Here is a 9,105-nt window from a genome sequence, read left to right on the forward strand (position 1 = left end):
ACACTCCATTCTTCAAAGGTTACCGTCCACAGTTCTACTTCCGTACTACTGACGTAACTGGTGCTTGTGAGCTGCCAGAAGGCGTTGAAATGGTAATGCCAGGTGACAACATTCAAATGACTGTTACTCTGATTCACCCAATTGCGATGGACGAAGGTCTGCGTTTCGCAATCCGTGAAGGTGGCCGTACCGTAGGTGCTGGTGTTGTAGCTAAAATCATCGAGTAATCGATCTAAGATTTTAGAGACAAAAAGGGCCGCAGTGATGCGGCCTTTTTTTTCGCCTGTCTAATAGTATCTCGCTGTAACTCCGTACTGGCGTGTTATGCCTGTCACTTTTACTTTTTTGTGGTTGGAGCCTGTTGTCTGTGTAGGCAGGCACATTACACGCTAAAATATGCATACGTAACCTGTAGGCGGCTGGATAGTGGATAAAAACCTCATTAGAAAAGCGATACGCGAAAACTCCTGGTTTCAGGGAATGCCCGAAGACATATTGGATGGGTTGGCAGCTGCTGCGACGATTAAAGACTTGTCTGATGGTATGTACCTTTACGCCAAAAATGATGAGGCAGATGGCATTTACGGTGTTCTGGAAGGGGCAATCGTTGCCGGTGTGTGTTCGGAAAGTGGCAAGCGGGCGGTGTACGCCATACTTGAGCCTGGCAGCTGGCTGGGGGAAATCTCTATCTTTGATTTGCGGCCTCGTGTAAGTGATGCGATTGCCAAGGGGGATACACGCATACTGTTTATCCCGCGGGGTAGATTCCAGCGCTTGCTGGATGAGCGGCCTCAGCTCTATAAGTACTTTATCGGTATCCTGTGTGAGCATTATCGGACTGCCACTCGGTTGCTGGAGTCCAATATGATGAGGCCGGTCGCAGAGAGGCTGGCGTTGCGCCTGTTGGACTTGACCGCCAGTTATGACTTTTCCAGCAGTCCGGCTCAGCCTGCATCGGTAAAGGTCTCCCAGGAAGAGTTGAGCCTGATGGCGGGTACCACGCGTCAGCGGATTAATCAGGAGCTCAAGAACTGGGAAAAGCAGGGCTGGATTGAAGTGAGTTACGGTTATGTTGCTGTACTCGATCGCACTGCACTGGAGGGGTTGTTGAGCCTGATCTGAGATTTATCCACCGCAAATTGTACTGGTGTTGTTTGGTGCTTTGCTCTTCTGGTTAATGAGCAAATGTTTGTTATTGTCTCAAACCGGACAGTTTGGGTTTTGTGCACCGTTTAGTATGCGGCCTATCCGATGGAGTGTCTGACTCCAGATGAGGATCCTAAAATAATAAGAGGATTGGCCGATGAGCTCGATGAGAAAGATTAACCAAAATATCAACTCTGCAAACCGTAAGAAGATTCTTCCCAATATGCTGGCACTTGCTGTTGGTGGTTCGACCCTGTTGTCAGCCTCAGCCGGCTTTACTGCCCAGACTTTCTCCCTTGAAGAAGTGGTTGTCACCGCACAAAAGCGTGAAGAGCGTGCATTGGAGGTGCCTATCTCCATGGCGGCTCTGGGGGCAGAAGCACTTGAGCAAAGCGGTATCAAAGAAGTCAAAGATCTGGGCGAAATGGCGCCTAATGTCCAAATTAGTCAGGACAGTGATTTCAGTTCCCGTGTGACCATTCGTGGTGTGGGCGCCAACAGCCGGAATATCGGCTTTGATACCCGGGTGGGTGTTTATCTGGACGGTGTTTACCTGGGACAGTCGCCGGCTGTAAACCAGGGGTTGGTTGACCTGGCGCGAGTAGAAGTCCTGCGCGGTCCCCAAGGCACCTTGTTTGGTAAGAATACTGTAGCTGGCGCGGTCAACCTGATTTCCAAAAAGCCGAGTGACGAGCAGGAGCTGGAAGTCGGTATCAATGTCGGCAATTACAATAACCGTGAATACCAAATGCGCGGCAATCTGCCATTGTCCGACACAACGGCAATGTCACTGAGTCTGAATAAAACCGAGCGCGATGGTTACATTGAGAATCTGTTCAATGGCGATGAGGTGAATGAGCGTGATGCGACCTCTGGCCGCGTGCACCTGCGATCTGATGTTAGTGACAAGATGAGCATCAATATTGCGGCTGATTATATGACTCAGGATCGTAACGGTTTTAACGGTGAGCCGCTGACGACGATTTTTGCAGGCGGTTACCCCACTGCGGGTAACGACAAGTATGAAATGTACCAGAATCGTACTGTGCCTGAAGACAAGGAAATTTGGGGTACCTCAGCCACCATTGACTATGACCTGGACAGCGGTTTTTCGTTTAAATCCATTACGGCCTATCGCTACACCGATATGATCTACGGCACCGATGTGGATTTCACGGAGTTTGATCTGGTCAATACCGCTTATCAGGATACCTATAAGCAGCTGACTCAGGAATTCCAGCTAACTTCGCCGGCAGATTCCGCATTGTCCTATGTGCTTGGTGTGTATTACTACACTCAGGACAGTGATACCGAGCGTTACGCACTGGCAGGCAGTGATATTGGTGCCTTCCCGTTTGGTATTGCGCCGAATTCCACGGCTGTTGCCTACGGCGGTACGGTAGAAACCGAAAGCTACTCTATCTACGCCAATGGTAACTACGACATTACCGATCGCCTGAGCCTGGGTTTTGGTTTCCGTTACTCTGAAGAAACCAAAGATGTGGATTGGAGCATTGATGGCAGCAACTCCGGTGCCTTCAATATTGCCACCGGTTCTGTGGACGACTCCCGCACAGATCGTGACTTTTCACCGACAGTAAGCCTGAACTACGCCATGGGCGAAGACAGTTTTATCTATGCTCGTGCTTCCACCGGTGTGAAAAGTGGCGGCTACAATCTGGATTTTGTGAACGCCGATCAATTTACCGGCAGTCCGGACGACATCGAATTTGATACCGAATCGGTTATTAGTTACGAGTTGGGTTACAAGGCTGAACTGCTGGATCGTCGTTTGAGAATCAACACTGCGGTCTTCTATTCCGAATTTGAAGATTATCAGGTCAACCAGTACATCGACCTGGGTGGCGGTGGTACGGCTTTGACCATCACCAATGCGGCAGAAGTCGTCAGCAAAGGGATTGAGTTGGAAGCCACGTATGTGCCTACGGACAATCTGCAGATTACCGCTGCCGTAGGGCTGCTGGATGCCAAATTCAAGAGTTTCCCGGGCGGTGGCGACGGCGGTGCGGATGCCACGGATAATGATCTGCCCTATGCGCCGGATCTCACTGCTGCCCTCGGTGTGCAGTACTATTTGCCGGTACCCAGCCTGGCGTCAACGTTACTGCTGCGGGCTGATTACAGTTATACCTCTGAAAGATTCATTACCCCCAGCAACAACGAAGGCTTCAGCAATGGGGTTGTGGACATCGACTATGACCAGCTCGAAAGCTATGACTTGATCAATGCCCGTATCGGCTTGATTGACGACGCCGATCGCTGGGAAGTTTATTTGTGGGGGCGCAATCTGGCTGACAGTGACCACATGAACTACAGCTTCCGGGACTTCCTGGGAACCTATGTTGCCGGTTACGCCATGCCCAGAACCTATGGAGTTGAAGCGAAATACCGCTTTTAGGGTGGGTAGTTTGTTGGGCCGTTAAAGCCTTCTGTTCTTCTCTATTGGGTCGCTGGTTGGCAGGTAATGTCAATCAGCGGCCTTTTTTGTGCCCGTATGGGTAAAGTTTTCAGTTGTGTTGTGCTTGGGAGGATGTATGAAAAGTTGGATAAAAGCGTGTGCGGTCTTGTGTTTGTCTACAGGGGCAGTGGGGGTAGTGGCAGAGAACTATCTGCGTGATGTGGCAGACGGTTACCGTGCCGAGGAGGCGTATCAGCTTCACAAAGACTGGACGTTGACCAAATTCCTGACGGTTACACCGGAAGGTGGGTATTCGTATCTGCATCTGGCGCAGCAGCTGCCCCATGCAACCATTTATCGTGCTGGCCCGGTTGTGGCGCTGGGTTCTCGTCCGGATCCGCAGTTGAACGAGCTGTCGGTGGAGTGGGAGGGGCAAAAGAGTACCCTCAATGAGATTGTGATGTCAGACGATTCGCCGTTGCAGGGCGTTATGGTGGTGCATCGCGGGCGTGTTATCTATGAACAGTATCCGGGGATGCGTCCATTTGATAATCACGTCTGGATGTCCAACGCCAAGCCAATCGCCAGTTTGATTCTGGGGCAGCTGGAAGATGAGGGGCGTTTGGATGTGACCCAACCGGTGGTTCGCTATCTGCCTGAAGCCAAGGGTACCCAGTGGGAAAGTGTTCGGGTGATCGATGTCCTGAATATGCAGTCCGGCCTCGACGTGGTGGAAAATGCGGCGGCGCGCGCCAATCCCCAGTCCGGTTTTAGCCGCTTCATGGTTTCGGAAGTGGGGTATCCCAATACTGACGGCGAGGTACTGACCCATAATGAAGCCCTGTTTGAGGCGGGTTATCTTCGCGAGCCGGGTCAGGCCTTTGAATACTCGTCGGCCAATACCCAGCTGCTGGGGTTGTTGATTGAGTCCATCACGGGGCAGCGGCTGGCGGATGTGGTCTCAGAGCGTTTGTGGCGTCACATGGGCGCCGAAGGTGATGCGCAACTGGGTTTGAGCCCTCAGGGGAATGGCATTATTCACGGTCTGGTGTCTTCTCGCCTGTCTGATATGGCCCGGTTTGGCATGTTGTATACCCCCAGCTGGAAAAAGGTGTCCAGGACACCTCTGGTATCAGAAGCCAGTCTTAAAAAAATACACACGGCCGGTAATGCTGATGCGTATTACAAAGGAGAAATGGGGCCCAAGATGGCCAGCTTGTTCGGTGAGCGGCCGGTCTCCAACGCTTATCAGTGGGACGCTGTTTTTGCCGATGGCGATCTGTACAAGGCTGGCATGAATGGTCAGGGGGTCTACGTCTCGCCCGGGAAAGATCTGGTGGTGGTCTGGTTTGCCAATGGGTTCAGCCCGATCCCCATGGAGCGAGTTGCGCGCACCATTTCCCTAAGTAAGTAGCCGTCGCTTGAGAGTCAGTGGTAACTGATACTGCTGGCCCTTGACGAGTCACTAGCTAGGGATTACCCGGAAGGATGAAAAACCGGGGGTTGGTTTGGCCAGCCCCCGGTTTTTTTTGCTCCTGGGGTTTGGTCATTATTAAGAATTATTGGAAGCTCATGCATATAGAATATTTGGTTATAAGTGGTTTGTTGTTTGTGGCGCCGAAAGCTTTATTTGCTCCTTCGTGAGGGTGGTTTCAGTCGTAGGAGGGAGTTAAGCAGTACGTATGCTGATTGATGTGCACTGCGATAAGGCAAATTAACAAATTGAGTCTCAATGCTTATAACGAAAACCAATAAGGCTCAATGTCAATATTGTGACTTTTGTCCCAGTAAGGTGATTCATTGTAGGGGGGTTGTTAATATGTTGGCACTGTTTTTAACAGTCATGGCAGGGTAGGCCTTCCCTATATAGGGAATAGTGCGTCAAGAGGTTTCCTCTTAGAATGCCAAATTGAACTCAATACAACAAAAAATCTTTAAACAACGACGCCTTATATCTGAATCTATAGCGTGCCGTTGACTGTGTGTTTTAGCGCTGGCTGGAACTGTGGTCGCAGGATTGGGGATCTCAAGGGATGGGTGGAATGAATGTATATATAGCCAGGGCTGGTGCGGCTCTGTTATGGGTGTCGTGTGGCTTAACAAGTTTTTCGGTTACTGCCAGTGAGGGCTTGCTGGATATTTTAAGTCTCGCCAAAGACGCAGATCCTACCTTTCGAGGAGCATCATTTGAGCGTGCCGCTGAACAGGAAGCGGTCAAGCAGGCACGGGCCCGATTGCTACCTACCATAGCGTTTAACGTTGAGCGTACGGACAACAGCGACGAAATTGTCGAATCCGAAAATCAGGTCGCCGACGCTTCATCTGCCGACTACGAGACCTCAACCTACGCACTGACCCTCAATCAATCCATCTATAACCATGAATATTGGGTGCGTTACAGCCAGTCCAAGGTTGTCCGCGACCGTGCAGATGTGGAGTTTGATAAAGCGCGGCAGAATTTACTGATCAAGGTTGCCGAGCGTTATTTCACCATACTGAAAACGGAAGAACAGCTCCGGTCCATCAGTGCTGAAAAAGAAGCATTGCGGCGGCACGTAGAGTACGCCAGCAAAAGTCGCAGCGCAGGACTGGGACGACGGGCAGAAGTGGTGGATGCCGAGGCTCGTTACTACACCGCTCTGGCGGAAGAGGCGCAGTTTGCCAAATCCCTCGACGATGCCCGTTACTCTCTCATGGAACTGACCGGTGCGTTGCACGAAGAGCTGCGACCAATCCAGGAAGCCTTACCTCTCGATCTTCCCGAGCCCGCCATGCCGCAACCCTGGATTGACCGGGGGTTGACCGGCAGTCCTGACGTCTTGTCACAGCAATTTACTGTGGAAGAGGCGCGTATGGAAATCAAGGCGCAAACCTCCGGCCATTATCCCACTTTGAATCTGGTTTACCGCAACTCTGATGAAGATCAGGGCGGCTCTCTGTTTGGCGGCACGAGCCGTGTTGAGGGCGAGGAAATCGCGCTGCAGTTGGATGTGCCCATTTATCAGGGGGGCGCAGTGTCCTCCCGTCGGCGTGAAGCCATTGAGCGGATGTACAAAAGCCAGGAAGACCTGACCCGGATACAGCGTGAAGTCAGAACCGACGTTAATTCTGCGTTTCAGGGCGTGATGGCCAATATCGCTCAGGTAAAGGCGTTGCAAAAAACCGTTTCCGCGCAAACCGAAGTGCTGCGAAATAAAGAAAAAGGCTTGCAGGCGGGACTCTATTCCATGTTGGTGGTGTTGGATGCCCAGCGTGATCTGGCGGATGCAGAAAAGAACTACATCGAAGCCCGCTACGACTATGCCATCAACAGCTTGAAGTTGAAGCGGGCGGCAGGCGTGCTGGTGGAAAGTGATCTGGTCGCCATCAATGGCTGGCTGCGTTGATCGTTTAGCAGAAAGCCATCTGTACCGATCTTCATGATCGGTTAAAGAATTTCATCATATTCAAATCTATGCAGGGTGCCACGGAGTGTGGCAAGACCATTAAGCTCAAGGGCCAGGGCTATGAAATATATCTTCGCGCGGTTAATGCAATCCAAATACATTCGTGTTCGGGAGTTGAGAAAGTTCTTCTGGAACACTCAGTCAGTCAAAGCAAAACGCAAGAATCGCTATCTGGCTGAGCAGATGGAAGCTCGCTACCTCTTATCGGCCGATCTCGCGCCGTTTGCTGGTGACCAGGCTCTGCGCGATCAGATTGATCACCAACAAGTGATTCAACAGGTGATTGAGAACGGTCACTTTGAGTCTGAACAGGAAAATGATAAGCCCCGTTTGCAGCGTGAAGTTTTGCCCGACTTTTTTGCTGCGAGCAATGATGCTGATGAGGATGGCTCTCAGCAAGGTGGTTATGTCGCCCCTGATGACGAAGGTATTTATTACGTTCAGCAGTTGAATGGTCATCAGGTCGTACTGGTGGATACCGCGGTTGATGATTATCAGTTGCTGCTGGACCGGTTCATGGGGCCTGCGGCTCAGGCGCTGGAGTTTGAATCCATTCAGGACGGCGATGCCCAGCTGGCAGAATGGCAAGAAGGGGAGACCCGCGTTTCCGTGGTGTTGCTGGAGAAAGACAGCAAGCGCGATTCCATTGAGCTGATCAGCGATCTGCTATCCAATTATCAGGACGTCTCGGCTCTGCATGTGCTCAGTCACGCTCAGGCCGGCGAATTGCAGTTGGGCAATGCCTTGCTCAACAATGACAACCTTGAAACTTATGATGCAGCCTTGCGCGGTTGGGGCGAGTCCCTGACAGACAATGGCGACATTCTTTTCTACGGCTGTAACCTTTCCGCAGGGGAGGTGGGCTTTGAATTTATCGAGCGTCTAGCGGGTGTCACTGCGGCGGATATTGCTGCCTCGGACAACCTGACCGGTAACAGCCGCATTGGCGGTGACTGGGTTCTGGAAACGGAATTCGGTGTGGTAGAGGTGCCCAGCGCATTTTCTTCCAATGATCCGCAGTATGCTGGTGTGCTGGCAAAACAGACGGTGTCCCAGAAGCTCGCGGAAGCCGAGTTATCCGATTTTTCTGCGGCCAACAAACGGATTGAGTTATGGGCGGGGATTGAGACTCTCGATTTTACCGCGATTAACCAGGATATTCGTCTGGTACTTAGTAAGGTTAACAATCAAAGTCAGCTGACAATGCAGAAGCTGGATGCCAACACAGGCCTTCCAGTCGCCGGCAATATTGTTACCTATGCCTTTGCTGCTGGTGACACGGCGTCGGCTATCACGAAGCTGAAGGTGGGGAACGGTAACCATAAGGTTGAGCTGGAACTGAATGCCAATCTCAAGGTATTGGATACCTCCCGAGTTGTCGGTGCCAATGTGGCCATCAGTACCAAAAGTACAGTCAATTCCGATGCCTGGGATTGGGTGAAGCTCTACGAGCCGATGGGTATTGAGGAGCCCGACCCAAGTGATGCTACCGCGGTGGCAAATGCAAAAGCAGCACTGCAAGGTAAAAATAAAATCGCAGTCATACTCGGAAGCGGCGGCGGGGTGGATGAGCTACGCGTGGGTAATGATGATACAACGCTGGCTCGTGATGCCAAGACCCGGCTTATCCTTGACCCCAATATGTCGACGTTTAACCTGGCCCGGGGTGAAGCGGGATATATGGGTAATCTTGATCTGGTTTACCAGAAAGATGGCGTGTCTGTACGCGATACCTATGTCGATTTAAGCGGTACCACATTTATCCGGGGTATTACTCTGACGAATGGTTTTACTGCAGCCAATATTGAAAGTGTGGCGACTCAGGGTGGGGCGCAATTATTAGATTTAGGCGATAACACTGACGTTAATCTGAGCAAAGTGATCAGTGCGGGCAGTGGTAGTGATCTACTTATTTCGGGTGCAGGTAAGCAGACACTTATTGGCGGCGAAGGCAACGATACCTATAAGTCGCGGTTTCGGATAATGAGTGCAATTTCCTAGTGAGGACGGCCAGCTGATATAGTTCGGTGCCATTTTCTCGCCAAAGGAAATAACACAATGAGCTATAAGCAGCTGACCGAAGGTGAACGATAC

6 protein-coding genes are annotated in these 9,105 nt (G+C 51.3%); all 6 read left to right on the forward strand.

Going from position 1 to position 9,105, the window contains the following annotated elements:
- The coding region (locus tag KOI40_RS18115) for an EF-Tu C-terminal domain-related protein (protein WP_500797034.1) at positions 1-227 on the forward strand (227 nt) is incomplete at its 5' end.
- 253 nt (positions 228-480) lie between these two features.
- Positions 481-1,122: a Crp/Fnr family transcriptional regulator gene (locus KOI40_RS18120; protein ID WP_216098953.1), complete on the forward strand. Its 642-nt coding sequence runs from the start codon at positions 481-483 to the stop codon at positions 1,120-1,122.
- Positions 1,123-1,303: 181 nt separating this feature from the next.
- On the forward strand, positions 1,304-3,565 hold the full coding sequence (locus KOI40_RS18125; protein ID WP_216098954.1) for a TonB-dependent receptor: 2,262 nt from the start codon (positions 1,304-1,306) through the stop codon (positions 3,563-3,565).
- 136 nt (positions 3,566-3,701) lie between these two features.
- The gene (locus tag KOI40_RS18130; RefSeq protein WP_216098955.1) at positions 3,702-4,979 is read left to right on the forward strand and encodes a serine hydrolase domain-containing protein; all 1,278 of its coding nucleotides are present in this window, start codon (positions 3,702-3,704) and stop codon (positions 4,977-4,979) included.
- 628 nt (positions 4,980-5,607) lie between these two features.
- Positions 5,608-6,951 (forward strand): TolC family outer membrane protein, encoded by a 1,344-nt coding sequence (locus KOI40_RS18135; protein WP_216098956.1) that lies wholly within the window; start codon positions 5,608-5,610, stop codon positions 6,949-6,951.
- A gap of 120 nt (positions 6,952-7,071) precedes the next feature.
- Positions 7,072-9,012 carry a DUF4347 domain-containing protein gene (locus KOI40_RS18140; protein ID WP_216098957.1) on the forward strand — a complete coding sequence of 647 codons (1,941 nt, stop codon included), beginning with the start codon at positions 7,072-7,074 and terminating at the stop codon, positions 9,010-9,012.
- The last annotated feature ends 93 nt before the right edge of the window (positions 9,013-9,105 follow it).

The sequence above is a fragment of the Pseudomaricurvus albidus genome, assembly GCF_018863235.1.
Lineage (GTDB): Bacteria > Pseudomonadota > Gammaproteobacteria > Pseudomonadales > Cellvibrionaceae > Pseudomaricurvus > Pseudomaricurvus albidus.